The organism is Geomesophilobacter sediminis (genome assembly GCF_016458275.1).
Lineage (GTDB): Bacteria > Desulfobacterota > Desulfuromonadia > Geobacterales > Geobacteraceae > Geomesophilobacter > Geomesophilobacter sediminis.
In genome coordinates, this window is sequence record NZ_JAEMHM010000015.1 from 94,499 (window position 1) to 120,077 (window position 25,579).

Annotated in this window: 20 protein-coding genes; 5 read left to right on the forward strand and 15 right to left on the reverse strand. The window is 64.1% G+C overall.

Annotated elements, in window-relative coordinates:
* On the forward strand, positions 1 to 963 hold the full coding sequence (locus JFN93_RS17820; protein ID WP_199385481.1) for a TIGR01212 family radical SAM protein: 963 nt from the start codon (positions 1 to 3) through the stop codon (positions 961 to 963).
* Between the two features lie 13 nt (positions 964 to 976).
* Complete coding sequence (locus tag JFN93_RS17825) at positions 977 to 1,636, forward strand: fumarylacetoacetate hydrolase family protein (RefSeq protein ID WP_199385482.1); 660 nt, start codon at positions 977 to 979, stop codon at positions 1,634 to 1,636.
* 264 nt (positions 1,637 to 1,900) lie between these two features.
* Here the strand turns inward: JFN93_RS17825 and JFN93_RS17830 are convergent, their stop codons facing one another.
* The 8 genes from JFN93_RS17830 to JFN93_RS17865 all read right to left on the reverse strand — a co-directional run bounded on the left by JFN93_RS17830 (position 1,901) and on the right by JFN93_RS17865 (position 14,559).
* On the reverse strand, positions 1,901 to 4,225 hold the full coding sequence (locus JFN93_RS17830; protein WP_215907804.1) for a putative bifunctional diguanylate cyclase/phosphodiesterase: 2,325 nt from the start codon (positions 4,223 to 4,225) through the stop codon (positions 1,901 to 1,903).
* Positions 4,222 to 5,094 carry a substrate-binding domain-containing protein gene (locus JFN93_RS17835; protein ID WP_199385483.1) on the reverse strand — a complete coding sequence of 291 codons (873 nt, stop codon included), beginning with the start codon at positions 5,092 to 5,094 and terminating at the stop codon, positions 4,222 to 4,224. Before JFN93_RS17835 ends, JFN93_RS17830 begins: the two co-directional genes overlap by 4 nt.
* A 49-nt stretch (positions 5,095 to 5,143) precedes the next feature.
* A complete protein-coding gene (locus tag JFN93_RS17840) occupies positions 5,144 to 5,587 on the reverse strand; it encodes a YaaR family protein (RefSeq protein WP_199385484.1) in 444 nt (147 codons plus the stop codon).
* 127 nt (positions 5,588 to 5,714) lie between these two features.
* Entirely contained in the window at positions 5,715 to 5,915 is a 201-nt protein-coding gene (locus JFN93_RS17845; protein WP_199385485.1) for a cold-shock protein, read from the reverse strand.
* Positions 5,916 to 6,138: 223 nt separating this feature from the next.
* Positions 6,139 to 8,805, reverse strand: coding sequence for a pyruvate, phosphate dikinase (gene ppdK / locus JFN93_RS17850; protein ID WP_199385486.1), 2,667 nt, complete (start codon positions 8,803 to 8,805; stop codon positions 6,139 to 6,141).
* A gap of 215 nt (positions 8,806 to 9,020) precedes the next feature.
* Positions 9,021 to 11,081, reverse strand: coding sequence for a glycine--tRNA ligase subunit beta (gene glyS, locus JFN93_RS17855; protein WP_199385487.1), 2,061 nt, complete (start codon positions 11,079 to 11,081; stop codon positions 9,021 to 9,023).
* The gene (glyQ, locus tag JFN93_RS17860) at positions 11,081 to 11,956 is read right to left on the reverse strand and encodes a glycine--tRNA ligase subunit alpha (protein WP_215907808.1); all 876 of its coding nucleotides are present in this window, start codon (positions 11,954 to 11,956) and stop codon (positions 11,081 to 11,083) included. The genes glyS and glyQ overlap by 1 nt, the downstream gene beginning before the upstream one ends.
* Before the next feature lie 488 nt (positions 11,957 to 12,444).
* Positions 12,445 to 14,559, reverse strand: a complete 2,115-nt coding sequence (locus JFN93_RS17865; protein WP_199385489.1) for a putative bifunctional diguanylate cyclase/phosphodiesterase — start codon at positions 14,557 to 14,559, stop codon at positions 12,445 to 12,447.
* Between the two features lie 607 nt (positions 14,560 to 15,166).
* On the opposite strand from JFN93_RS17865, the gene JFN93_RS17870 reads away from it, so the two are divergent.
* The gene (locus JFN93_RS17870; protein ID WP_199385490.1) at positions 15,167 to 16,537 is read left to right on the forward strand and encodes a C13 family peptidase; all 1,371 of its coding nucleotides are present in this window, start codon (positions 15,167 to 15,169) and stop codon (positions 16,535 to 16,537) included.
* Positions 16,538 to 16,769: 232 nt separating this feature from the next.
* On the opposite strand, the gene JFN93_RS17875 is transcribed toward JFN93_RS17870, so the two are convergent.
* The 6 genes from JFN93_RS17875 to JFN93_RS17900 all read right to left on the reverse strand — a co-directional run bounded on the left by JFN93_RS17875 (position 16,770) and on the right by JFN93_RS17900 (position 22,183).
* Entirely contained in the window at positions 16,770 to 17,645 is an 876-nt protein-coding gene (locus tag JFN93_RS17875; protein ID WP_328754257.1) for a YceI family protein, read from the reverse strand.
* Positions 17,646 to 17,859: 214 nt separating this feature from the next.
* Positions 17,860 to 18,747, reverse strand: a complete 888-nt coding sequence (locus JFN93_RS17880; RefSeq protein ID WP_199385491.1) for an ROK family protein — start codon at positions 18,745 to 18,747, stop codon at positions 17,860 to 17,862.
* Positions 18,748 to 18,896: 149 nt separating this feature from the next.
* Entirely contained in the window at positions 18,897 to 20,123 is a 1,227-nt protein-coding gene (locus tag JFN93_RS17885) for an aminotransferase (RefSeq protein WP_199385492.1), read from the reverse strand.
* A gap of 93 nt (positions 20,124 to 20,216) precedes the next feature.
* The gene (locus JFN93_RS17890) at positions 20,217 to 20,858 is read right to left on the reverse strand and encodes an outer membrane beta-barrel protein (RefSeq protein WP_199385493.1); all 642 of its coding nucleotides are present in this window, start codon (positions 20,856 to 20,858) and stop codon (positions 20,217 to 20,219) included.
* 87 nt (positions 20,859 to 20,945) lie between these two features.
* Positions 20,946 to 21,497, reverse strand: a complete 552-nt coding sequence (locus JFN93_RS17895; protein ID WP_199385494.1) for a FlgO family outer membrane protein — start codon at positions 21,495 to 21,497, stop codon at positions 20,946 to 20,948.
* Positions 21,494 to 22,183 (reverse strand): hypothetical protein, encoded by a 690-nt coding sequence (locus JFN93_RS17900; protein WP_199385495.1) that lies wholly within the window; start codon positions 22,181 to 22,183, stop codon positions 21,494 to 21,496. The genes JFN93_RS17895 and JFN93_RS17900 overlap by 4 nt, the downstream gene beginning before the upstream one ends.
* A gap of 235 nt (positions 22,184 to 22,418) precedes the next feature.
* On the opposite strand from JFN93_RS17900, the gene merA reads away from it, so the two are divergent.
* Both merA and JFN93_RS17910 read left to right on the forward strand, forming a co-directional pair.
* On the forward strand, positions 22,419 to 23,825 hold the full coding sequence (gene merA, locus JFN93_RS17905; RefSeq protein WP_199385496.1) for a mercury(II) reductase: 1,407 nt from the start codon (positions 22,419 to 22,421) through the stop codon (positions 23,823 to 23,825).
* A complete protein-coding gene (locus JFN93_RS17910) occupies positions 23,815 to 24,651 on the forward strand; it encodes a hypothetical protein (protein ID WP_199385497.1) in 837 nt (278 codons plus the stop codon). The genes merA and JFN93_RS17910 overlap by 11 nt, the downstream gene beginning before the upstream one ends.
* On the opposite strand, the gene JFN93_RS17915 is transcribed toward JFN93_RS17910, so the two are convergent.
* Positions 24,626 to 25,471 (reverse strand): NlpC/P60 family protein, encoded by an 846-nt coding sequence (locus tag JFN93_RS17915; protein WP_199385498.1) that lies wholly within the window; start codon positions 25,469 to 25,471, stop codon positions 24,626 to 24,628. The genes JFN93_RS17910 and JFN93_RS17915 overlap by 26 nt on opposite strands.
* Positions 25,472 to 25,579: the final 108 nt, after the last annotated feature.

A 25,579-nucleotide genomic window follows, 5' to 3' on the forward strand; every position in this document is an offset into this window, starting at 1 on the left:
ATGCCAAGCGCATTCATCAATCCCGACTTAAGGTTCAATTCCTACGGCACCTACCTGCGCCGCCGCTTCGGCTGCCGGGTGAGCAAGGTCAACGTCGACGGCGGCTTCACCTGCCCCAACCGCGACGGGAGCCGCGGCACCGGCGGCTGCATCTACTGCGACAATTCCTCGTTCTCCCCTTCCGGCACCCAGGCGATCGTCCCGATCGAGGAGCAGATGGCCGCGGGGATGGCCTACCACCGCACCCGGCTGGGGAGCGAGAAGTTCCTCGTCTACTTCCAGAAGTTCACCAACACCTACGGCCCGGTCGAGAAGCTGGCCGACCTGTACCGCCGCGCGCTGGCCCACCCCGACGTCCTCGGCATCTCGGTGGGCACCCGTCCCGACGCCTTATCCGACGGGTCGATCGAGCTTTTGCAGGAGCTGGCCCGGGACCACTACGTCTGCGTGGAATTGGGGCTGCAGTCGCGCGACGACCAGGTCTTGAACCGGATCAACCGCGGCCACACCTTCCAGGAGTACCTGCAGGCGGTCCACCGCCTCGCCGGACGCGGCCTGGAGCTTTGCACCCATCTCATCTACGGCTTCCCGGGGGAGTCGCGCGCCGAGTTCGTCAAGGGGGCGCGGCTCTTCTCGGAGCTCCCCATCGGCTGCCTGAAATTGCACCAGCTTCACGTGGTGCAGGGAACCCGCCTCGCCGAGCTGTACCGGCAGGGGGCCTTCGCTCCGATTGCGCTGGAGGAGTACGTCGGCACCGTCTGCGATTTCTTGGAAGAGCTCTCCCCGTCCATTTCGATCCAGCGGCTCTACGGGTCGGCACCGGTGGAGATCCGGGTCGCGCCGAACTGGGACCTGAAGAACAACCAGATGTGGTACGCGGTGGTCAACGAGCTGAAGCGGCGCGGCAGCTGGCAGGGGTGCCGCTTCGACGGCGTCCCCCGCGCGGCCAACGGAGAATGGTAGACAAGGAGGGAGCATGAGAGAGGCGAAAATCGCCGGAGAGGCCGAAGGCTGCCGGATCGGCAAGATCCTCTGCATCGGCAGAAACTACGTGGACCACATCAAGGAGCTGGGTAACGAGATCCCGGAGCGTCCGGTCGTCTTCACCAAGCCGGCGACCTCGGTCATCGGAGACGGCGAGGAGATCGTCATTCCTCCCTACAGCAGCGACTGCCACCACGAAGCCGAGCTCGCCATCCTGATCGGGACCACGGCCAAAAAGGTCCCGGTAGCGAAAGCGCTTGATCACGTGGCCGGCTACGGCGTGGCGATCGACCTCACCCTGCGCGACGTTCAGGCCGAGCTCAAGAAGAAGGGGCTCCCCTGGGACATCGCCAAGGGTTTCGACACCGCCTGTCCGCTCTCAAGCTTCGTACCGGCCGATTCGATTGCGAACCCGCAGGACGTGGTGATCACCCTCACCGTGAACGGGGAGCTGCGCCAAAACGGCTCTACCGCGCTGATGATCCACCGGATTCCCGAGCTGATCTCGTACTTATCCGGCATTTTCACCCTGGAACCGGGGGACCTCATCCTTACCGGGACGCCGGCCGGCGTCGGGCCGATCAAGCCGGGAGACCGCGTCGTCGCCGAGATCGCCGGGGTGGGGAAGGTGGCTGTGACGGTTCGGCAATGAGCGATGAGCAAAAAGATGGGCGCTGTTGTTAGCTGATACTGCCGTATCGCTCCGACATGCCTCACCTAACAGAAAAGCCTCCGGGGAGCCGGAGGCTTTTTTTATTGCCGGTGCGGGATGAAAGGGGTGAGGCCATTTCCTTTCAGGGTGGACCTTGGGAAAGAGAGCCGATTGATCCCACCCTGAGGCCCCCACAGCAAGGGGCGCCGCCGACGCGGGGTGCGCATCGGTGCCGAACGCGGGACGCACCGGTACCCGGCCGACCTACTCCCCGCCCACGACCGAAGGGGGGTCGCTCGCCTGTTTATCGGCCGGATCGGCGGAACGGGTGGCGGAAAAAGGAGCCGGCAGGGTGTTCTCGATGGGCCCCAGCACCCGGGTCGCCAGGAAATGGCTGGGCGGCGCCTCCTCATCCCCTTGGCTGCAGAGCACAACCACCAGCGGTTCCTCGGCGAGCGGCCGGTAGAAGTAATACCCCTGCAGCCCGTCGCAGTTGCGGGCCTTCAAAAATTCCGCCTGCTCGACCGTCTCCACCCCTTCGGCGATCACCTTCAGGTCCATCGCCTTGGCGATCCCGATGATGGCGTCGACGATGGCGCGGTGGTTGGCGAAGTGCGGGGCGTTCTTGATGAAGCCGCGGTCGATCTTCAGCCGGTCGATGGGGAAGTTCTTCAGATACTGCAACGATGAGTAGCCGGTGCCGAAATCGTCGACCGAGATCGATACGTTGAGCTCCTTGAGCATGCCGAGTTTTTTGGTGGTCTCCTCGACATTCTGGATCAGGCAGGTTTCGGTCAGTTCCAGCTCCAGGTAACGGGGGTCGATCCCGTTTTCCTTGAGCGCCGAACTGACCACGTTGTAGATGTCCCCCTGCATGAACTGCCGGCCGGAGATGTTGATGCACATCCGCACCAGCGGGAGTCCGGCCTCCTGCCATTCGCGCAGCTTGGCGCAGGCCTTGCGCACCACCCACTCCCCGAGCGGCAGGATCAGCCCGGTCTCCTCGGCAAGGCCAATGAAGACGTCGGGCATCACCCTCCCCTTTTCGGGGCTGTTCCAGCGGATCAGGGCCTCCACCGCCGAAATCCGGCCGGTGCGGGCGTCGATGATCGGCTGGTACTCGAAGAAGAATTCGTCCTTCTCCAGGGCGCGCCGCAGGTCGAAATCGAGCTGCATCCGCTGGTGCAGCCGCTGGTTCAGCTCGGCCCGGTAGAAGCAGAAATCGCCGCCGTGGTTCTTCGCGCTGTACATCGCGATGTCCGCGTTCTTGAGCAGTACCTCCGAGCTGTCGCCGTCATCCGGAAAGACCGAGATCCCGATGCTCGCCCCGAGGTAGACCTCGCGTCCCCGGACGCCGTAGACTCCGGAGATGCACTTGAGGAGGTTCTTGGCGATGTAGCCGGCGTTTTGTTCCTTGTCGTAGGTGGAGACCACCACGAACTCGTCCCCGCCCAGCCGCGCCAGGGTGTCCCGCTTCCGGACCGACCGCTGCAGCCGTTCCGAGACCTCGATGAGGATCTGGTCCCCCGCCTCGTGGCCGAGGGTGTCGTTGATCACCTTGAACCCGTCCAGGTCGATGAAAAGGACCGCCACGTTGACCTGCTCGCGCTGCGCCACTCCGATGGTCTGCTCCAGCCGATCCAAGAGCATCCGGCGGTTCAAAAGGCCGGTAAGGCTGTCGTAGTATGCCAGCCGCTCCAGCTGCTCGGCGGAACGCTTTTCCGCGGTCACGTCCTCGAGCAGGGTCGCCAGCCGGTCTCCCCCCGCCCGGAAGACGGTTACCGTGAAGAAGCGGTCCCGCCCCGGGTGCTGCATCTCGAAGCTGACGTCCTTGTTGTTGCGCAAGACGCTTGCGATCTTGCCGTGATAGGGCGCGAAGATCCCGTCGCAGATCTCGTCGATCGACCGGCCCGGGTCGCGGGACCCGAAGCCGAAAACCGTTTCGCAGACGGGGTTGATATCGGTCAGTATCAGTTCGACCTCGCCTTCCTCCCCCGGGATCACCCGGTAGAGCGCCAGCCCTTCCTTGAGCGATTCGTAGACCGAACGGTACTTCTCCTCGCTTTCCCTCAAGACCCGCTGGACCGCCTCGATGGTGCGCAAAGGTGCCATCCTCAGCTTGAAAAAGGAGAAGATCCCGACCACCAGGCCGAGGGTCAGGAGCAGTGCCGTGGTGGTCGCGGTCGGGGCCAGGGAGCGGACGATCTCGATGGTGGCCACGGTCCGGCCGCCATCCTGGATGTCGCAGGAGTAGGAAATGGTAGGGGGGAGTACCGGGTCGGCGCTTTCGGCGACGACCTTCTTCTTTAAGTCGTAGAGCCGCCGGATCTCGTGGGTCTTCTGGCGGGGGCGCTTCTGGAGGAGCTCCTTGAGGCGCACCTCCTCGAACTGCCAAAGCCCGGGGTTGGCGAGGACCAGCCCCCGGACCAACCGGGCGTTGATCTCCGCTTCCGCCTCCAGCATGCCCCGGATGTGGGAATAGGACATGACGAAATGGGTTGCGGCAGGGCCCAGCGCGACGATGCTCGCGACCAGGATCGCGACCAGCGTCGTATTGCGGCGTATGGTGCGCCTTTCGTCGTCGATCATTTTGCCTTGGCTGGGAGGGTAACCAGAACTCCGCTCCGGGCCGCCACGGCCCGCCCCTTGCTCGAAGCGATGAACTTGAGGAAGTCGGCAAGCGCGCCGGCCGGCTGTCCCTTGGTGACGATGAAGATCTCTTTGTAGTAGCGGTACTTCCCGGAAGCGAGGTTCTTGAGGGTAGGCTCGACTCCGTCTAGCTTGGCCAGCCGCACGGCGCGCGGCTCCGACAGGGGCATGACCAGCCCGATCAGCGTGATCGCGCCCGGGGTCTTCTTGACCATTTCGAAGGCGTCGGCGTCGGTGATGGCGACGATGGGATAGTGCTCGTGCGACGCGGTCACCCCCTGGTCCATTTCCGGGGACATGGCGCGGGTAAGCTTGGTGTCGACGTCATCGAGGGGGCGCAGGATGAGGCGCACCGTCGGGCCGTTGGGCCAGGCCGCCATTCTCCCGTTGAAGATGGACTCCAGCAGCTCGTGGCGGATCTCCGCCAGGTGGGGGTATTTCCTGTTGGTGATGACGACAAAGGGGGTCCGCCCGTACTCTAAGCCGGCGAGCCCTTCGCCGCTCTCCTTGGCGGTGAGCGGGCGGGCGGAGACGGCGATATCGAGCGCCCCTTTGCCGAGCGCCTTGATGGCGCCGGAGCTGCCGAGGCTTTTCTGGAGATCGAAGACAGCCTGCGGATTCTCCTTGGCGTACGCCTCGACCAGCGCCTTCATCAGGACCACCCCGCTGCCGGTGCCGTTGACCCGGATCGGAGCGTCGGCATGGGACGGGGTGGTGATGACGAACAGGGAAAGGACGAGAAACAGCGCGGCTGCGCCGATGCGGTGGAGGTGCATGTTCTGGGCTCCCTTTCGGTACCGATAGTTCATTGCCTTCGTTCCTATCGGCAAAAGATGCAACTTGCTTGAGTGCTTTTCGCTAGAGAATGAAATCGACAATGAGCCCGCGGATCTTCATGATCTGCGCGGCGATCCGGATGTTGTCCTTCTGCTCCCGCATGACCAGGTGATAGAGCACGTCGGCCTCCTTGTCGATCACCGAGATCACCTCGTGGACCCGGCCGATGGTTCCGCCCAGCTGTTCCACCCGGTACGCCTCGGCGTTCACCTTGCGCGCCAGGGCGCCGATGGTGTCGCGGAAGCGCCGGTAGTTGGCCACGGTCGGCTCGCGCTCCAGGATCTCCCCGATCTCGTCGAGCTCCCCCTTGAGGCGCTGGAGCTCCTCCGGGTAATCCCCGCTCTGCCGGGCCTGGTTGAGCCGGCCGGCAAAGAGCGCACCGGTGACGCTTCCGGTCCCCTGGGCCTTTTCCTTCTTTTGCTTGCGGGTGATCCCGCCGGCGTCCTTCTTTTCGTCGATACGCATATGCTTGACCCCAGTCCCCCCCTCGCGCCAAGGGAGGGGGGATTCAGGCCTTGTGGTACGGCGCTCACCAATAAAAAAGGCCCCGGAGAACGCTTCGGGGCCTTGATCTGTCTGTTGGACGGACTACTTAGTTTCTCACCACATTGGAGGCCTGCGGCCCTTTCGCGCCCTGCGTAACATCGAAGGTGACGGAATCCCCTTCGGCCAGGGACTTGAAGCCGTCACCCTGGATGGCGGAGAAGTGAACGAAAACGTCCCCACCGTTCTCCTGCTCGATGAAACCAAACCCTTTAGCGTCGTTGAACCACTTGACCACACCTTTTGCCATTTCTTTCTCCCGTTCTTTTTTGTGACACATACTGGGCCGATTAGACCCATGCCGGTATGTACAACGTTTCGGGCGGCGGTGTCAAGGCGATTCGTGCGCAGCTGTCAGGGATTCCGACAGGCGGTCGGATAACACCCCCGCCATCAAGTACGTGCCACGCAAAAAAAGGGGGACCGCCCCGGCATCGGAACGGTCCCCCTTTTCTCTTACCTGACTGCTCTCCTTACGCCGACTTGTTCAGGGTCGCGTGGGCTGCCGCCAGGCGCGCGATGGGCACCCGGAACGGGGAGCAGGAGACGTAGTCGAGCCCGATGGAATCGCAGAAGATGACCGAGGCCGGGTCGCCGCCGTGCTCGCCGCAGATGCCGAGCTTGATCTCCGGGCGGGTCTGGCGCCCCTTCTGGCACCCCATCTTCACCAGCTGGCCGACGCCGCACTGGTCCAGGGTGACGAACGGGTCCTCGTCCATGAGGCCGTTTTCGACGTAGAACGGGAGGAACTTCCCGGCGTCGTCACGGGAGAGACCGAAGGTGGTCTGGGTGAGGTCGTTGGTCCCGAAGGAGAAGAACTCGGCCTCCACGGCGATCTTGTCGGCGGTGAGGGCGGCGCGGGGGAGCTCGATCATGGTGCCGATCAGGTACTTGATCTTGACGCCGAAGCGCTGCATGACGTCCTCGCAGACCTCGATGGCCTGCGCCTTCAGGATGCCGAGCTCCTTGGTCACCGAGACGAGCGGGATCATGATTTCGGGGACGATGTCGAACCCTTCTTCCTTGACCAGCTCGCAGGCCGCTTCCATGATCGCCTGGACCTGCATGTCGTAGATCTCCGGGAAGGTCACCCCGAGGCGGCAGCCGCGGTGGCCGAGCATCGGGTTGAACTCGTGCAGGAACTCGACCTTGTGGCGCAGGGTCTCGGCGGATACCCCCATGGTCTGGGCCAGCGCCTGGATGTCCTTCTCCTCCTGGGGGAGGAACTCGTGCAGCGGCGGGTCGAGGAGACGGATGGTGACCGGCAGCCCCTTCATCTCGCGGAAGAGCCCCTTGAAGTCACCTTTCTGCATCGGGAGGATCTTGGCGAGCGCCTTCTTGCGCCCTTCCAGGTCGGCGGCGAGGATCATCTCGCGCACCGCCGCGATGCGGTCGGCCTCGAAGAACATGTGCTCGGTGCGGCAAAGGCCGATCCCCTCGGCGCCGAATTCGCGGGCGGTGCGGGCGTCGTGCGGGGTGTCGGCGTTGGCGCGGACCTTGAGGCGGCGGAACTTGTCGACCCACTCCATGATCTGGGCAAAGTCGCCGCTCATGCCGGCGGAGACGGTCGGCACCGCGCCCAGCATGACCTCGCCGGTGGAGCCGTCCAGGGTGATCACGTCACCTTTGCTGATCGTCTGGCCGTTCTTGGCGACGAACCGGCCCCCGGCGTAGTCGACCTTGATGTCGCCGCAGCCGGCGACGCAGCACTTGCCCATGCCGCGGGCGACGACCGCCGCGTGGGAGGTCATCCCGCCGCGGGCGGTGAGGATCCCCTGGGCGGCATGCATGCCGTGGATGTCCTCCGGAGAGGTCTCGACGCGGACCAGGATCACCTTGTTACCGAGTTTCGCCTGCGACTCCGCCTCGTCGGCGGTGAAGACGACCGTGCCGGACGCGGCGCCCGGGGAGGCGGGAAGCCCCTTGGCGATGACGGTCTTCGGCGCGTTCGGGTCGAGCGAGGGGTGGAGCAGCTGGTCGAGCTGGCTCGGGGCCACCCGCAGGACTGCGGTCTGCTCGGTGATGAGCCCCTCCTTCACCATGTCGACCGCGATCTTGATCGCAGCACGGGCGGTCCTTTTGCCGCTTCGGCACTGCAGCATGTAGAGGGTGCCCTTTTCGATGGTGAACTCGATGTCCTGCATGTCCTGGTAGTGCTTCTCCAGGATGCTCCGGATCTTCACCAGCTGCGCGTAGCATTCCGGGAGGACCTCCTCCATGGAGGGGAGATCGCCCGGCTTGTATTTGGCGCGGTTGATCGGCTGCGGGGTGCGGATGCCGGCGACGACGTCCTCGCCCTGGGCGTTGACCAGGTACTCGCCGTAGAAGTAGTTCTCGCCGGTGGACGGATCGCGGGTGAAAGCGACGCCGGTGGCGCAGTCGTTACCCATGTTGCCGAATACCATGGACTGGACGTTGACCGCGGTCCCCCAGTCGGCCGGGATGCCGTTCAGTTTTCTGTAGGTGATGGCGCGCTGGTTCATCCAGGAACCGAAGACCGCGCCGATGGCGCCCCAGAGCTGCTCCTCCGGGTCTTCCGGGAAGGCGACCCCGAGCCGCTCCTGGACCTTGGCCTTGAATTTCGCCACGAGTTCCTTCCAGTCCTCGGCGGTGAGGTCGGTGTCGAGGTGGACCCCCTTGGCTTCCTTTTTCCTCTCCAGGAGGTGCTCCAGCTCCTCCTTGTCCATCCCCATGACGACGTCGGAGTACATCTGGACGAAGCGGCGGTAGGCGTCGTAGGCGAAGCGCTCGTCGCCGCTTTGGGCGATGATCCCCTGGACCGTGGTGTCGTTCAAGCCCAGGTTCAAGATGGTGTCCATCATCCCCGGCATGGAGGCGCGGGCGCCGGAGCGGACCGAGACCAGAAGCGGGTTCTTCGCGTCGCCGAATTTCTTGCCCATCAGGTCCTCGACCCGGGCCAGGTTGGCGGCGACCTCGGCTTTCAGGTCGGCCGGGTAGTTGCGGTTGTTCTCGTAGTACTCGGTGCAGACCTCGGTGGTGATGGTGAAGCCGGCGGGAACGGGGAGGCCGATTGCGGTCATCTCCGCGAGGTTGGCCCCCTTGCCCCCCAAAAGCTCCTTCATCTTGGCATTGCCGTCAGCTTTGCCGGCCCCAAAGAAGTAAACGTACTTGCTTGCCATGAAACCCTCCCCTTTTTAGTTGTAGTGAATATCCAGAAAAACAGGTACTTGCGAAATATTTGAAGCAAAAAACAAAAACAGCCGCCGTCCCGGGTTAGGGACGTACGGCTGTTTACGTTAGCGGCATCCTGCTGTGGCTACGACCCTGCCCCGGCGTGCCGCCGTAGTCAGGGTCCTGATAATCGATTCGCGCTTTAGCAGGGTCTCGACGGTCATCATGAGAGTCGTGAGAAGTCGGCAAGGCGCGCGAAGAGCCGCGCGATGCGGGTCAGCAGGGCGAGACGGTTGTTCTTCACCTTTTCGTCCTTGGCCATGACCATTACCTGATCGAAGAAACGGTCCACCGCCTCCTTCAGGGTCGCGATTTCGGAAAGCGCGGAGAGGTAATCCCCCTTCTCCACCAGGGTCCCCACCCGGTCGGCGACCGCGGCGAGGGCCGTGTTGAGCTTCCCTTCCGCCTCTTCCTCGAAGAGCGCCTCGGAGACCGGCTGGTCGACCCCCTCCTTGACGATGTTGACCACGCGCTTGAAGGCGACCGCGAGCGGGCCGAAGTCGTCGCGGTTTTTGAACTCGGCCAGCGCCGCGATTTTCTGCGCCGTTTCGACCAGGTCGTCAAAGGGAAGCTGGGTAACCGCGTCGACCACGTCGGACGGATAGAGATCCCCCAGCAGGTTCACGAAGCGGACCCGGAAGAACTCGCGGACGTCCTTTTTGACCTCGTCCAGGGGGCGGGTCGCCTTCGCCTTGAGGAGTTCCAGCGCGGCGTCGATGTAGCGGTCCAGGGGGAGGCGGTAGCCGCGGTCCAGGATGATGTTGATGATCCCGATCGCGGAACGGCGCAGCGCATAGGGGTCGGCGGAGCCGGTCGGGATGAGGCCTACCGAGAAGCAGCCGCAGATGGTGTCCATCTTGTCGCCCAGGGAGACAAAGGCGCCGATGTCGGAGGTCGGGAGATTCCCGCCGGCCTGGGTCGGCAGGTAGTGCTCCGCGATCGCGGCCGCGACCTCGGCATCCTCGCCGCCGTGCAGGGCGTACTCGCGCCCCATGATCCCCTGGACCTCGGGGAACTCGCCGACCATGCCGGTGACGAGGTCCGCCTTGCACAAGGTGGCGGCACGGGCGACCTTGTCGGCGACCGCGGGGTTGAGGCGGCCGGCGAGCCAGCCGGCGAGCTCGCGGAAGCGCTCCATCTTTTCGTAGGAGGTGCCGAGCTTCGCCTGGTAGACGACCTTTTTCAGGGCGTCGACGCGGTCGGAAAGCGGTACCTTCTTGTCCTCTTCGAAGAAGAAGCGGGCGTCGGAGAGGCGGGCGCGGAGCACGCGCTCGTTCCCCTTGACCACCACGGTCGGGTCCTCGGTGAGGGTGTTGTTGATGGTGATGAAGCCGGGAAGAAGCTTGCCGGCCGCGTCCACCATGGAGAAATAGCGCTGGTGCTCGCGCATCGAGGTGATCAGCACCTCACGCGGCACGGCGAGGAAGTCGGGCGAGAAGGTGCCGGCGACGGCGCTCGGATACTCGACCAGGAAGCTCACCTGCTCCAAAAGCCCCTCGTCCGGGAGCACGGTCCCGCCGGCGAGCTTGGCGACCCGCTCGATCTCCGAGGCGATGATCTCCTTGCGGCGGTTGGGATCGGGGATGACGAAATGGCGCTCGCACTCCTCCAGGTAATGGGCGAAGTCGCGCACCGGGAAGGTGGTGTTGGCCATGAAGCGGTGGCCGCGGGAGACCGAGCCGCTTTCGATGTTGCCGAACTTGAACGGCACCACGACGCCGCCGAAAAGGGAGACGATCCAGTGCACCGGACGCGCGAAGCGGACGTCGAGGTCCCCCCAGCGCATCGATTTCTTGAACGGGATGGCGTTGACCAGGCGGGGGAGGATCTCGGCCAGAAGCTCGGCCGTCTCACGCCCCTTCTCGCTTTTCACCGCGGCGAGGTAATCCCCCTTGTCGGTCGGCACCACCTTGAGGTCGGCGACCGAGACCCCCTGGCCGCGCGCGAAACCTTCGGCGGCGCGGGTCGGCTTCCCCTCGGCGTCGAAGGCGACGCTTTTGGCCGGTCCCATCGCGGTCAGCTCGGCATCCGGCTGGCGCTCGGCGATCCCCTGGACCGCCAGGGCGAGACGGCGCGGGGTACCCAGGGTCACCACTTCGCCGAACTCGATACGTGCCGATTCCAGCTCGCGCCGGATCAGGCTTTCCAAATCCCCCATCGCCTTGGGGATGAATCCCGCCGGAATCTCCTCACACCCGATCTCGAGAAACAGATCCTTCGCCATCAGCGACCTCCTTTCAAGAGCGGGAAACCGAGCCGCTCGCGCATCTGCAGGTAACCTTCCGCACAGAGGCGCGCCACGTTACGGACCTTGCCGATGTAGGAGGCACGCTCGGTGACCGAAATGGCGCCGCGCGCATCGAGGAGGTTGAAGGTGTGGGAGCACTTCATGACGTAGTCGTAGGCGGGGAGGACGAGCCCCTTGTCGACGAGCCGGATGCACTCGGCCTCGTACATCTTGAAGAGCTTGAGGAGCATGTCGACGTCCGCTTCCTCGAAGTTGTAGGTGGAGAACTCCACCTCGCTTTCGTGGTGGATGTCGCCGTAGCGGACCCCCTTGACCCACTCGAGGTCGTAGACGTTGTCCACCCCCTGCAGGTACATGGCGATGCGCTCGCAGCCGTAGGTGATCTCCGAGGCGACCGGCTTCAGATCGATGCCGCCGGCCTGCTGGAAGTAGGTGAACTGGGTGATTTCCATCCCGTCCAGCCAGACCTCCCACCCGAGCCCCCAGGCGCCCAGGGTCGGGGACTCCCAGTCGTCCTCGACGAAGCGGATGTCGTGCTTGTTCGGGTCGATCCCGAAGGCGCGCAGCGAGTCGAGGTAGAGGTCCAGGATGTTCATGGGCGAGGGCTTCATGATGACCTGGAACTGGTAGTAGTGCTGGAGTCGGTTGGGGTTTTCGCCGTAACGGCCGTCGGTGGGGCGGCGGGAGGGTTCCACATAGGCGACGTTCCAGGGCTCGGGCCCGAGGACGCGCAGGAAGGTGGCGGGGTTGAAAGTGCCGGCCCCCTTTTCCGTATCATAGGGCTGCTGGATCACGCAGCCCTGCCCTGCCCAATAGCCTTGCAGGGAGAGGATCAACTCTTGAAAAGTCAACACGCGGCCTCCGTCAAAACAAGATTTCGGGTCACCCGCTACGCCTGAAAGCGGTGCCCGAAAGGCATACAGTATACACAGAGTAAGGCAAAAAGGTTACAATTTAACGCTCTTTCTGTCAAGAACAAACAGGCGTTACCTCCCTTCCCGAGACGGGGTTTTGACGGAGTCGCACCCCCTCCGGAAGGGGGAGTGCCGACGTGGCAACGCATATTATTTAAAAATTTTACTTAATGCAAGTTAATTATTTTGACACAGTGGCGGGTTTCACGAGGCTCCGCGGGGACCACGGAGCCGGGGGGGATTCGGTTTTCTGATCCACCGCAGCGTCGCATGCCCCCCTCCCCCTCCGGGCGCGACTGCTCGAAAGGCGGGTGGGGGGAGGTTCTTCGCGGCGCGCCCCCTCACCTCGCCCCGTTCCCGCAGGAGAGGGAGTAGCGGCCGCCGGGCGTTGAGGAGGTCCGGGGGGAGGGGGTGCCCCTCACGGCTTACTCTGCACGCCCCTTATCGTGTGCCCCCCTTCCCTTCATGAACCTGAGCACCTCTTCCGGCGGGATCGGCTTGGAGAAGAGGAAGCCCTGCACCTCGTCGCACTCGGTCTTTTTCAGGAACTCGAGCTGTCCCTCGGTCTCCACCCCCTCGGCGATGACGCTCAGGTTCAGGCTGCGTCCCATGGAGATGATGGCGGTCGCGATGGCCGCATCCGGTCCGTTCTCGGCAACCCCCTTCACGAACGACTTGTCCATCTTGAGGGTGTTCACCGAGAAGCGCTTCAGGTGGGAAAGCGACGAGTAGCCGGTCCCGAAGTCGTCAATGGAGATGTGGATTCCCATCTCGCAGAGCTGATCCAAAAGGCGCACGGTGAAGTCGGGGTTCTGCATCACCACGGTCTCGGTGATCTCCAGCTCCAGGTACTGCGGGTCCAGCCCGGTATCGGCCAGGGCGCGCCGCACCACCTCCAGGAATTCCGCCTGCTGCAGCTGGTATCCGGAAAGGTTCACCGCCACCCGCAGCCGGAAATGCCCCTGGTCCTGCCACCATTTATTCTGGGCGCACGCCTGGCGCAGCACCCACTCCCCGAGCGGGATGATCAGCCCGGTCTCCTCGGCAAGGGGAATGAAGTCCGACGGCGCGATGATCCCCAGTTCGGCGTGATCCCAGCGCACCAGCGCCTCCATCGCCGTGATCTCCCCGGTCACGAGGTTTACCTTCGGCTGGTAGTAGAGGAGAAAGTCGCCGTTCTCCAGGGCACGGCGCATCCCGTTTTCCATCACGAAGCGGCGGTGCGCGTTCTCATCCATGTAGCTGTCGTAACAGCGGAACATGTTGTTCCCCACCCCCTTCGCCGCGTACATGGCGATGTCCGCCTTTTTCAGGAGGTTGTCCAGGTCGGTGTCGTCGTCGGGGTAGAGGGCGATGCCGACGCTCCCGGTGACGAACAGCTCGTGGTCTTCGATCTTGTGCGGTTCGATGAGCCGGTGCATCACCTTGGCCGCGAATTTTTCCGCGTCGCCGCGCTCCTTGAGCCCCTCCAAGACGATGATGAACTCGTCGCCGCCGACGCGCGCGACGGTGTCGGACTCGCGGCAGCAGGCGCGCAGCCGGTTCGCCACCGAGACCAGGAGCTGGTCCCCCACCGGATGCCCGAGGGTGTCGTTGATCACCTTGAACCGGTCCAGGTCGAGGAAGAGGAGCGCTGCGCGGCACTTCTCCCGCTTGGCGCGCGACTTCGCGTGCTGCATCCGGTCCAAAAGCAGGGCGCGGTTGGGGAGGTTGGTGAGGATGTCGTAGTGGGCCAGATGATAGAGCTGCTTCTGGGCCAGGATCCGTTCCGTCACGTCCCGGAAACTCCCCCAGACCGCCACCGGCTCCCCCGCCTTGCGGCTTAAGGTCAGGTGCCCCTCCAGCGAAACCTCCCTGCCGTCCCGGGTGACGAACATGGTCTCGAAGAGATCGCTCTCCCCGCCGGCGGCGATGCGCCGGAACTCCTCCATGAACCGGGTCCGGTTGCGCGCCGGGATCAGTTCGAAGAGCTGCTGCCCGGCGAGTTCTTCCAGCGAGTAGCCCACCAGCCCCTGCACGCTCCGGTTGGCATAGAAGAGTTCACCGTCGGGGTAGGCGCTGTAGATGAGATCGCTCGCCGAGTCGATGAATTCCTCGAGACGCTCCTCGCTTTCCCGCAAAAGCCGCGTCTCGCGGCGGATCACCGACATGAGGAAGGTGAGGATGACCGCCACGACGGTGTTGAGCAGGGCCACCCAGAGCCAGATCAGGACCAGGAACAGGATGTCGCGGGTGGTGCCGTCGGCAAAAGGCATGGCGACGTTGGCGAAGACCCCGGCGTACTCGGCGGAGAGGAGGCTTCCGTAGACCATCCCCCCGAGCGCCCCCATCGCCCAGACCTCGCGTTCGCGCGGCAGGACGAAGGCCGCCTCGACCGTCACCAGCAGGTAGACCGGCCAAAACCAGCTCGCCGAGCCGCCGCTGAAATGAACGATGATCGTGACGAAAAGCATGTCCAGCAGGACCTGGAGACGGTCCGCGGCCGGGATGCGCGAGACGAGCGGGTAGCGGAAGTGGTAGAGGGCGTTGTAGCCGATCACCGCCGCCACGCTCGCGCAGAGAAAGGTGAGCTGGGAGGATGAGAGGAAGAACCCGAACCGGCTGAAATAGAAGGTCGCCCCGACGAAGACGGCGAAAAGCCCGATCAGTACCAGGAAGATCCAGCGAGCTTTGGCAACCAGCCGGGCGCGCCCCTGCGGGTGGGCGAACTGCCCCTTGTCGTGAATCGATCCGTCGTCGGAAAACCGGCGGGTAAGAACGTCGAACCAGGCGATCCGTTCTTCTGGGTTGTCATTATGATGATTTAAAATGTGTTGCCTCGATGATGGTTGGATTGCATTGCCGGCGGGAAATGCAGGGGTGACTCTCCTTTTCGTATCATCGGCAAATCAGGCATTTGCTAAAGGGTTAAAATAATTATTCTGCCGTCATGAGCTGTCGGTAAGATCCCCACAAAAGTTCCTGGCCCCTCATCCCCAGCCCCGATTCTTCAAATTACCTCCTCCCAAAAACGCTCGCCCCATGCTATGATGCTGCGATTATTCGAGAGCGCGCGAGGGCGACATGGAGACGGCGATACCATCCTTGGCAGAGCAGGGACGGACAGACAACAACGGGGGAACATCTCGGGCGCACCACGCGCATCGTTTGCGCCGATACTTCCCGCCGCCGAGCCTCCTGGGGAACCTCGTTTCCGGCGTCCGCTGCGCCCTGTTCCTCCATTCCCAGCCCGAGCGCTTCTCCACCACCCCGGGCGACCTCACCCTGATTGCACTGGTAGACGTCATCGCCAACCTGGCCAGCTCCCTGGTCCTGGTCGGCGGCGACGGCACCTTCAACTACGCCGCCCTTTCCCAGTTCTTCTTCCACATTCCGCTCATGCTCCTGTGCGGCTATCTCGCCGGGAAGCTCCACGAGCGCCCCGGGCTGGTGACCGCCATCCCGGTCGCGCTCATCGCCACCAGCATCCCGATCGAATTCACCTTCGGCATTCTGGAGTGGCTGGGCGCCCACGTGCCGCGCCTGCGCTGGCTGGAAGACCACCTGCGGGCGCCGAACTACTACCGGTTTTTCTGGTGGTGGAGCGCCGCGTCGCTTCTCTTTTTAGTCCGTCTCGGCTCAGGCACCGCACGCCGCGCCGGCGTTATCGCCGCTTTCCTGTTTTTCCTGGTAGCGCCGCTTTGGTTCTATCCGCGCAGCGACCTCTGGCTGAGCCCCGCCGAGGACACCGAAAGCGGGGAGCTCAAAGTCAACGAAGCCGTCCTCACCGCGCAGTCCCGGCTCCTCGACGACGACCTCTCCCAGTTGCTGCACGGCAAACGGGGCGAGCCGAACCTCTACTTCATCGGCTTTGCCGGGGACGCCGCCCAGGACGTCTTCCTCAAAGAAGTTACCGCCGGGGAGAAACTCTTCGCCGAGCATTTTGCCGGCGCCGGTCGGACCCTCCTTTTGGCCAACAACCCGCAGAGCGCGACCACCATCCCCTTCGCCACCGCCACCAACCTCGGCCGCGCGTTGAACGGAATCGGCAAGGTGATGGACCGCGACCAGGACGTCCTCTTCCTCTACCTCACCTCGCACGGATCGCGCCAGCACGAGCTTGACGTGAGCAACGGGCCGCTCGACCTGGACCAGATCACCCCCGAGTCGATCCGGCGCATGCTGAAGAGCTCCGAGATCCCCTACCGGGTGATTGTCGTCTCCGCCTGCTATTCCGGCGGCTTCATCGAGCCCCTGAAGGACGACCGGACCCTCATCATCACCGCCGCCGATCCGACCCACGAATCCTTCGGCTGTGGTTTCGGCGAGAAGTACACCTGGTTTGGCGACGCCTTTTTCGGCGCGCTGAGCCAGAACTATTCCATCACCAAGGCCTTCGACCAGGCCCGCGAGACGATCCGCAAATGGGAGAACGAACAAGGCGAGACCCCGTCCAACCCGCAGATCTGGATCGGCAAGAAGATCGAGAAAAAGCTCGCCCCGATCCAGCACCGCCTGGAGAACCAGGCGCAGCAGTAACCGAGGACATGCCATTGGAGCGGCAATAGGCACTCCCCCACCAGCTGTTCCACAGGAAGAAAAAGAAGGCCGGCACCCCGATGAGGATGCCGGCCTTCGTTATGTACCACGGGCCCCTTAGTGCCCGTCCGGACGGGCCGCCCGCAGGTCGCGTTGAGGGACGAAACGCGACATTTCCCACCCACAGGCATTCACCCCGCCCCTCTCCCTGAGGGAGAGGGGGTAAAGGGGCTCAGCGGACCGCCACGATGAAGAGTTCCAGGGTGATCAGGTCGTGGACCTGGTGCATGCCGAGGCGCTCGAAGAGGCGCGTCGAGCCGTAGTTCACGTTCCATTGGGTGCGGTCGATGTCGAAGGCGGCGTGGGCCTTGACGCTCCCGTCTTCCTGTATTTGGACCTGCGCCGGAAACGTTACCTCCCGGGTGACGTCTCTTATCGTGAGGTCGCCGCTGGCACGCCCCTTCTCGATGTCCCAGCGGCTGAGGGTGAAGGTAGCCGTCGGGAACCGCTCCACATGGAAGAAGTCCTCGGACTTGAGATGCCGGATCAACAGGTCGTGCCACGCGGGATCGGTAAGGTCGAAGTTCTCGATGGTGTTCATATCCAGCACCAGGGTACCGCCTGCCGGAACGCCTCCCTCAAACGCGAGGACCCCTTCCCGCACCGAGATGCGACCCGTGTGCCGGTTGTTGAAGTTGCGCCCAATCCACTCCAGCCGGCTGCGCTCGGTATCGACCCGGTAGCGTCCGTCGGCCGGTTCGGGCCCAGTGAACGCCTCCGCAGCACCGGTTTCCACCGGCAGCCCCGCCGCACGCCAGGCGGCCAAGCCGCCATCCAGCACGAGCACCTTCTCGTAGCCCGCCTTCTTCAGCCGTCCCGCTGCGGTCGGCGCGGCCAACGTGGTCCCGGTGGCGTCGTAGACCACCACTTCTGCCTCCGGAGAGACACCGCAGTTGTTGATGTGGTCCATAAATGCCATCTCGTAGATGCAGGCACTACGGGCACCCGCGAGGTGGCAACAGGCATAGTCTTCCGGCGTCATGACATCGATGACGACCGCCCCTCTCTCAATGCGCTCCTTTAACTCTCTACACGATATGGTATTCACAATCTCCTCCTTCAAGAGCAAGAGATGTTTAGTCTTTCTGCCAGTATATGCTTTTGCATGAAAAGCGGCTTGATCAAAAACAGGATCTGAAACACGAAGACGCAAGAAACGCACGGAAGAATACCCTGGGGTCCTTCCTGGCGTCTTTGCGTCTTTGGTTTTTGGGTCTTTGGTTTTTGGGTCTTTGCGTGTTCGCTTCTATGCGTTGGTGGTTTTACTTCCCGATCCAGGCGGCGCCGAAGACGCCGGCGGAATCGCCGAGGCGGTTTTTCACCACGGGGGTGCGCGGATCGTCGTGGAAGGCGTAGTGCCGCACGCGCTGGAACCCCTCGGTGTAAAGCTCTTCGATGTTGGAAAGCCCGCCGCCCAACACGACGAGATCGGGATCGAGGATGGAGATCACCCCGCCCAGGCAGCGCCCGAAGTCGTCGAGGAAGGTGTCGAAAGCCGCGCGGCAGCGCGGCTCGCCTTGCCGCGCCAGTTCGACGATCCGGTCCATGGTGAGGGGTTCGCCGTAACGGGCGGCGAAGGCACGCTCGACGCCGGAGCCGCTGATCTTGGTTTCGACGCAGCCGCGGTTGCCGCAGTAGCATTCCGCCCCCTGCGGATCGACGGAGAAGTGTCCCCACTCACCGCAGATCCGGTGCGGCCCTTCGCGCACCACGCCGTCAATGGCTACGCCCCCACCGCAGCCGGTCCCCATGATGACGCCAAAGACCAATCCCTCCCCGGAGCCGGCACCCATGCGACATTCGGCGAGGGTGAAGCAGTCGGCATCGTTACGCACGCCGACGGGGTGGGCAAGAAGGCGTTCCAGGTCGAATTGCAACGGCTGCCCGATGAGGCAGACCGAGTTGGCGTTGCGGACCAGGCCGCTCAGGGCGTCGATGGAGCCGGGGATGCCGACGCCGACGGTGTAGCTCCCGGCATGGGAGACCAGGCCGGCGGTTTCGTTTACCATCGCCGCTACCTGGTTGAGGATGGCCTGATAGCCGTCCGCCAGCGGGGTGGCGCGGCGCTCGCGGTGGAGCACGGCGTCGTCCGGGCCGAGAAGAAGGGCTTCGGTTTTGGTGCCGCCTAAATCTATGCCGATTCTATACATGTCTGACCCCCCATCCTCGCCCAGTCTGTTGCCCCCGCTCGCCAGTATTCATTCTGAGGTAAGCGTCAGTCTCGCTCAATGTTCCCTTTACCTGAGGGACGGGCAACATCGATCTTAAGGGTATTTGAATCGCGACAGGAATGTCGCCCCTACAAGGTCAGCACCACGTCGCCTCTCTGGTCTCCGATCTGGCCCGGCCCCGCCGGGCCGACCGGAAACTCCCGGAAACGCCGCACCGCCTCGGGGATCGCTTCTTCGCTGATGTTGCCGAAAGCCAGCCGGAGATAGCGCTCCAGCCCCGGACCGAACACCTCCCCGGGGAGCAGTAACAGCCCCGCCTCCTGCACCAGGCGCTTGGCCACCTCGCGGCCGCTGCATCCATCGAAAGGATGGCGCACCCACCCGAAGAAGGGACCGCTGGCCACCAGGCGGAAGGCGTTCCCCGGCTTGGCAAATTCAGAACGGAAAAGCTCGTGACGCCGCTCCATGGTCACCCGGTTGGCCGCCACCCATTCGTCGAGGTGCTCCATCCCGTAGCGGACCGCGTGCTGGGTGATGCGGGGCTGGCAGACCGCCATGGTGTCCTGGACCTTCAGCGCGTTGGAGATGAACTCGGGGGCCGCCACCAGCATCCCGGCCCGGTACCCGGTCAGGGCGTAGGTCTTCCCGAAGGAGGCGATATGGATGAAGTGCTCGCCCCAGTCGTCGTCCTCGAAGAGGTCGTGGGGGCGGACGCCGCCGGTGATGAAGGCGTTGTAGGTCTCGTCCAGGATCAGGGCGATCTTGCGGCGCGCGGCCAGTTCGTACAGCTCGCGAACCAGCGCCGGCGGGATGACGGCGCCGGTCGGATTGCTCGGGGAGACCAGGAGGATGGCCCGGGTCCGGTCGGTGATGAGCCCTTCCAGGGTCTTCACGTTGGGGAGCCCAGCGCTGTGCTCGTCGAAGGGGGCGTAGATGGGACGCACGCCAAGGGAGGTGAGCGCCATCGGGTGGTCGAAGTAGGCCGGGAGTTGGACGATGATCTCGTCGCCGGCCCGGCACAGGGTGACCAAGGCAAGCCAAAAGGCCTGGCTGGCTCCGATGGTCAGGCAGATCTCGGAGGGGCGGAGGCGCCCGCCGTAGCTGCGCTGGTAGCCGGTGCAGATCGCCTCGCGCACCTCCAAAAGCCCCTCGTCCGGCGAATACCTGGAAAGAAGCGGATCGTCCAGAAGGGTCGCCAGGTGGTCGGTCAGCTCCCGCGCCGGGGGATAGTCGGGGATCGCCTGGCAGAGATCGATCACCGGGATTTGGAGCCGCGCCGCGGCAAGCCACCCCTTCACTTCTGAAATGGGCGGTGAATGCACCCCGCGCACCAAGTCCGATATCGGATATTGCATGGTCACCTCATCAAGAAAAAAGGCCCGGAAGACAGACGTCATCCAGGCCTTTTCATACTACATTATGCGGACCTTTATCAATACAAAGGCCGGTTAGAAGCGATACTTCAGCGCGGCGTTCAGGGTGGTGCCGCCGAATTCCCACTTCACCTTGCCCAGATTGTCGGTCCCGGCGAAATCGAACTCCGGCTTGACCTGGGACCACTTGGCCTCGATCCCCAGGTCCAGTCGCGAGGTCACCCGGTAATCGGCCCCGGCCACCAGTTGGTACCCGAAGGCTCCCGCATTGAGGTTGCGCTCGGCGTCCTGGGTGCCGTCGGCGGCGATGCGCCGGAAGTGGAGCCGGCTGAGCCAGTAGCCGATCCCGGCGCCGGCAAATGCCTCGAGCCGGCCGTACGGGAGAATTCCCTTGGCGGTCAGGGTCACCGGTACCGCCATGGCGTCGTACCTGCGGGTGACCCCGGCGGTATCGGCGATGCTGGCATCGGTCTCGTAGTAACCAACGCCCAGCTCCACCGCGGCATAGGATTCCGGGCGGATCCCCACCGCAACCTCCCCGTTGTACGCCAGGGAGAAGTTGCCGAAGCCGTTCTCCGAAGAAGTCGCGCTCCCGCTGCGGCCGTTGGGGAAGAAGGAGCCCCCCTTGACCGCGATATAGGTGTCGTAGCCTTCCGCCCAGCAGGTGGTGGCGGCGAGCAGCAGCATGATGATCAAGAGCGGCGTTTGGCGGTTCATCGTAGCTCCCTCTGATAAGAGAACCCCATCCTCACCCTGTCCCTCCCCTTGAAGGGGAGGGGACGCCGGGCAGGCTTCAGAGCTCGTTTAGCGGATCGGGTACAGCAGCGACCGGATGTTGGCGTCGAGCGGAAGGACGTAATCGTAGGCGGAAATGACGACGTTGTCGGTCACCCCGACGATCTTCAGGGTGACGTAGACGCTGCCGCTGGAGCCGGGATAGACCCCGCCGACCGACTCGGCGTAGGTACCGACCACGACGGCCTGGGCCTTCTGGCTGCCGGAGATGTCCCGCACCTCGCGCGACAGCATCAGCTCGCCCACCCCCTGGCGGACGAAGATCTTGTCGCGCAGCTTGAGCTCGATCACCGAGTAGCCGAGGTTGGTCAGCCGAGTGCCGATCTGCTCGGAGAGCATCCGCCCGAACCGGGAACCGCCCAGGTCATCCACGTTTACCACCGTGGCGACGATAATCGGCTTTTGCTTGTTGAGAGCCCGGGAGGGGGGGATCGAGGCGACCATCTGCTCGACCGCGCGGTAGTTGGCTTCCAAAAGCTGGGTCGCGCCGTTGCCGGAGGCGGCACCGGCGACCGTCGGGACGATAAGCAACAGCAAGGCGAGGAAAAGAAGCTTTTTCATTGTCCGACCACCTCCAGACGTTTCAGGCCCCGCTCGGTCCCCGGGGTGTCGGTGCTCTCCTGGTACAGCTCGGAGTCCTCGGTCGCAATGTAGTAGATGCTGCTCTTGCGGTAGAGGTAGCGGTTGTCCTGGGCAATCGAGGTGGTCACGATCAGCTCGGTCGGGGTGGTCCCGCCGGAATACTTGCCCAGCCCCCAGTCCGCCAGGGCGGAGAGCCCGATGGCGCCGGGAATCGCGGCCACGCTGCCCTCCACCACTTCGCGCACCACCCACACGCCGGCGGCAAGCGCGGTCAGGGTGCCGGGAATGTGGCCGTAGCGGGGACTGTTGTGCTGCACGATCTGGGTCTCGTACTGGATTTCGACCCCGGTCCCTTTCTGCTTGGACACCGGCAGCCCGCGGTTCACCATCCGGGTGATCAGCAGGTCGCGGAAGGCGCGGTCGAAGGTGCTGGCGCCCGGCTGCGGCACCACGTAGAACGGTTTCCCCTTGAGGACCGGGTTCTTCTTGGGCTCGCTGTCCAAAAGGGCGGAGGTCTCCTTGGCGACGTCGTCGGCGAGGACGTCCCAATGATGGGTGGACTTGGCCTTGAGCTGGGTCGAGATGGGATGGTTAACCGCAATGGGGACCTGCGAGGAACAGCTCGCAAGCAACATAAGCGCAACCAGCAGGTTGAAATATTTCATGGTCGGCGTCCCTCCTGGACTTTACCCCGCTCCCTTCCGTGAGAGCCGGGTCCGATTGACTGACGGCTGCACCGACGGCAGGGCTCCCGACGCCGGCACGGCATGGTGCACTTATCGGCGGGGCGGAGAAATCATTTAGCGTTATTTCCTGCCGTCTTACCGGGAAAAACCGGAGCACTCTTTTCATTTACTCCGGTAGTCCCTTTTCGTTACACTGGCCTCAGGGACATCTTTTATGATCGCAGAGCAAGAGATCATCATTGTCGGTTCGGGATCGACCGCCTTCGCGGCCGCGCTCAGAGCCCAAGCCCTCGGGGCACGCTCGCTCATGATCGAGAAGAGCGTGCTGGGGGGAACCTGCATCAACTGGGGCTGCATTCCGAGCAAGACCCTCATCCATGCCGCGCTGTTCAGGCGCATGGCGGAGCTGGGGGAGAGGCTGGGGCTGGGGACCTCGGCCGGGGAGCTGCAGTTCTCCCGGCTCGATGCGCATAAAAACGGCGTGGTCCAGGAACTGCGCCAAACGAAGTACCTCGACGTGCTGAGGAAGGTGCCGGGACTGACGCTAATGAAGGGAAACGCCACCTTCATCGGCCCGGACACCATCCAGATCGGGGACCAGGTGCTGCAAGGGGAGCACATCCTGATCGCCAGCGGCGGCTTCCCGCGGGTCCCGCCCATTCCCGGGCTGGAGCGCATCTCCTACCTCACCAGCAAGAGCGCGCTGCTCTTAAAGGAGATCCCCTCTTCGATCACCGTCGTCGGCGGCGGGGTCATCGCCTTGGAACTGGGGCAGATGTTCTCCCGCCTCGGGGTCCGGGTGACCATCCTGGAGCACGGCCCCCGGATTCTCCCCGCGGTGGAGGAGGAACCGGCGCAGGCGCTCCGGGAAGCGCTGGAGGCGGAAGGAATGGAGATATTCGTCAACACCGCGGTCTGCAGCGTCTCCGAGGAAGACGGCCTCACCCGCGTCTTTGCCGAGGTCGCCGGGGAGCCGCGCACCTTCTTCGCCGAAAAGCTGCTGCTGGCGGTCGGGACCGCTCCCGCCACCGCCGACATCGGACTGGAGCGGGCCGGGGTCGAGGTGGACGGACGCGGCTTCATCAAGGTCGACGACGGGATGCGGACCACGGCTCCCAAAATCTGGGCGGCCGGCGACTGTGTCGTCGGCGGCATGCAGATCGCTACCGTGGGCGCCCGCGAGGGAATCCTCGCGGTGGATAACATGATCTCCGGCTGCGGCTGCAAGATCGACCACCACACGATTCCGATGGCGATCTTCACCGACCCGGAGGTGGCGATGGTCGGCTACCGGGAGCAGGAGGCGAAACAGGCCGGTTTCGACGTGATCTGCCATACCATCGACGCGGCGACCATCCCCAAGGCGCACGTCACCGGCGACCTGCGCGGTGCCATCAAGATCGTGGCCGACAAGGCGACCGGCAAGATCCTGGGGGTGCACCTGAGCACCCACCGCGGCGCGGACGTGATCAACGAGGCCGCCCTGGCGGTCCGCTTCGGGATGACCGTCGCGGACCTCGCCGACACGGTACATGTCTATCCTTCCATCGGGGAAGGGCTGCGCCTGTGCGCCCAGGCCTTCCGCCGGGACCTCGAGAGGTTATCCTGCTGTGCCGAGTGATAACGACGACAACATCGCCACCCAAACGGCCCGCCTGGCCCACCGCAGCGGGCAGGACCTGAGCGAGCTTTTGAAGGAGGGCGACGCGGATCTGCTCCGTGCGGTGTTGCGCGATCCCCGCCTGGAAGAGCGCCACGTCATGGATGTCCTGCGACGCCGGGACCTGCCGGCCGACATCCTGAAGCTGATCGCGCGGCTGCCGCTCGTTGCCCGGAACATCGGGCTGAAGATCGCCGTTGCCGCCCATCCCAGGACCTCGCCGCAGCTGTTCACCGGGCTTTTGCCCCAGTTCCACCTTTTCGAACTGGTCGCCCTGATCCAGCACCCGGGCGTGCTGGGAGATCACAAGGCGGCCGCCGAGCGGGCGGTCCTGAAACTCATCCCGGACACACCGCTGGGGAACAAGGTCACCATGGCCCGCCGGGGGAGCCTGCACATCCTGGAAGCGCTCCTTGCCGAACCGGAGATCCAGGTGGTTGAGGCGGTCCTGTCCAACCCGGTGCTTCGGGAATCGGCGCTGCTCAGTTACGTGCGGGGTGCCGCGGCCACACCGGAATCCATCTCCGCCATCGCCCGCCACCGCCGCTGGGGGCATCTCCCGTCGGTACGCCGCGCCATGCTGCAAAATGCCAAGACGCCGGCGATCTGGTTCACCCTCTTTCTCCCCGAGGTGGCAACCTCCGAGGTGGAGCGGCTTTTGCGCCTGAAATCCCTGGGCGAGCGGCAGCGCGAGGAGGTCGAGTACGAACTGAGGAAACGGCGCGCCGAAGCAATGCTGAAGCGGCGCGCGCCGTCCCGGCCTAGCGAGCCGGAAACCATCTCCTGACCACGAATCCCTTCTTCCCCCGGGCCGCCTGGCGATAATCGTCGAGCGGCCTTCTCGTTTTCATCACCCGACGCACCCCTTCCTGGATCGGCAGCAGTTCCACCCCGTTTTTGCCGCTCCCGCAGGCCATCACGCTCTCGATGATCCGGTCCCGGTCGAGGACGATCATGACGTGCCCTTTCCATACGATCAGGTCGAGCGGTTCCAGCTTGCGGGCGATCTGTTCCGCACTGAGTCCCGCGATGGCAACCGGGCGCCCGTAGGAGGTGAGGGCCGAGGTGTTTCTGGGGGTGACGCCGTCGGTCGCCTGGTAGAGAAGACCGGAGCAGTCGACCCCGGCGAGGGGATCGGCGTTCGGATAGCGCGAGGTCAGCTGGGCAATGCCGTCACGCCAGTTGCCGCCCCAGACGTACGGTTTACCCAGGCTGGCGAGCAGGCCGCGCTGCACCTCTGCCAGGGAAGGAAGACGGCGGGCGCGCTCCGCGGTTCCGGCCGGGGCCGGCGCGACGAAGCGGGAATCGACGAAGTAGCCGGTGTCGGACGGATAGGGATAGTCGGCGGTGGTGACGCGGTAGATGGGAACCCCGTCCCGCTGCACCTCCCCTTCGACCTGGAACAGGGTCCCCGGGAGGGCGACGAACTCGATGGGGCGGACACCGACGCAGGGGTCGAGCTTGATGGTCCCGCCGAAGTATTTCGGGAAGTCCGGTGTGTTGAGCACCGGCGTCGGCCCCTGGGCCACGACCAGCCGCGGCGCCGCCGCGAAGGAAGCGGCCGGGAAGGAAAGCAGGATAAGCAATATGGTGATGATGCGCTTCATCGTTATCGGTCCTTGTATCTCCCCCCTTTGACAAAAGGGGGGGCGGAGGGGATTTGCCTTTGAGGTTGTCATGCCTCTCACTACTGATTCATACCTGAAAAGCAAATC